Below are 1,395 nucleotides of genomic sequence, written 5' to 3'. Positions count from 1 at the left end.
GGGGGGCGCATAACAGCGCCGGCCACCCCGGCGGCGCGGCCCCCCCGGGCCCCCCCCCCGCGGCTCGCCGATATCGCCGCCCAGGCCAAGGTCAGCGAGGCCACCGTCAGCCGGGTGCTCAACGGTAAGGCGGGCGTGGCGGCCGCCACCCGGCAACGGGTGCTCGCCGCCCTCGACGTCCTCGGCTACGAACGGCCGGTGCGGCTGCGGCGACGCAGCGCCGGCCTGGTCGGCCTGGTCATCCCGGAACTGACCAACCCGGTCTTCCCCGCCTTCGCCCAGATCATCGAGCAGGTGCTGGCCGGTCATGGCTACACCCCCATCCTGTGCACCCAGATGCCCGGCGGCGCCACCGAGGACGAGCTGGTGGAGCAGCTGGAGGAGCGCGATGTGGCGGGCATCGTCTTCATGTCCGGACTGCACGCCGACACCACGGCCGACCCCGCCCGCTATGCCCGGTTGGCCGGGCGCAAGGTGCCGTTCGTGCTGATCAACGGCTACCACGAGCACATCCAGGCCACGTTCGTCTCGCCCGACGACCGGGCGGCCGCGCGGATGGCCGTCCGCCACCTGGCCGCGCTCGGCCACCACCGGATCGGCCTCGCGGTGGGGCCCGCCCGCTACGTCCCCGCGCTGCGCAAGGTCGAGGGGTTCCTCGCGGCGAGCGCGGAACTGCTGGACCGACCGGCGGACGAGGCACGGGAGTTGGTACGGCATACGCTCTTCAGCGTCGAGGGCGGGCAGGTGGCCGCGGCCACGCTGCTGGACCAGGGCTGTACGGGCATCGTGTGCGGCAGCGATCTGATGGCGCTCGGGGTGATCCGGGAGGCGGCCCGGCGCGGGCTGCGGGTGCCGCACGATGTGTCGGTGGTCGGCTTCGACGACTCCCCGCTGATCGCCTTCACCGATCCCCCGCTGACCACCGTCCGCCAGCCGGTGCAGTCGATGGCGACGGCGGCGGTGGGGGCGCTGCTGGAGGAGATGGCTGGAAACCCGGTCCAGCACACGGAGTTCGTCTTCCAGCCGGACCTCGTGGTTCGTGGCTCGACGGCCAGGCTGCGCTAGGGGGTGCCCGGCGGCTCGTGATGCCTGCGGCGGGCCGTTCCCCTACCCGCCCCTTCCCTCAACTGGGGCTCCGCCCCAGCCCCCGGCCAGCGAGCTGATCGCGGCGACGGTCGGCTCGTCGGCCCTGCTGGGGCCCAGGGGGAGCGAACCCGGGGCTCCGCCCCAGAGCCCGCCCAGACGATCCGGATGCGCGTGGGCGTCCGCCCGGTCATTCGCCGCGGCGACCGCGGTCAGCCCGCTGGCGCAGGTGCTCAGGCCCTGACCGCCCACCGCGAGAGCTGATCGCGGCGACGGTCGGCTCGTCGGCCCTGCTGGGGCCCAGGGGGAGCG

At 74.5% G+C, this 1,395-nt stretch carries 2 protein-coding genes; one reads left to right on the top strand and one right to left on the bottom strand.

From position 1 onward, the window contains the following. Positions 1–9 precede the first annotated feature (9 nt). Entirely contained in the window at positions 10–1,065 is a 1,056-nt protein-coding gene (locus tag ACFXB5_RS53730) for a LacI family DNA-binding transcriptional regulator (RefSeq protein WP_385223383.1), read from the top strand. A gap of 42 nt (positions 1,066–1,107) precedes the next feature. On the opposite strand, the gene ACFXB5_RS53725 is transcribed toward ACFXB5_RS53730, so the two are convergent. Continuing rightward, positions 1,108–1,395: hypothetical protein (locus ACFXB5_RS53725; protein ID WP_385223381.1), on the bottom strand; the 288-nt coding region annotated here is incomplete at its 5' end.

The organism is Streptomyces sp. NPDC059455, from assembly GCF_042750115.1.
In the GTDB taxonomy this organism is placed as follows: domain Bacteria; phylum Actinomycetota; class Actinomycetes; order Streptomycetales; family Streptomycetaceae; genus Streptomyces; species Streptomyces endocoffeicus.
Note: the sequence above shows the minus strand (reverse complement) of the source record. Positions and strands in the feature narration are given on the sequence as shown.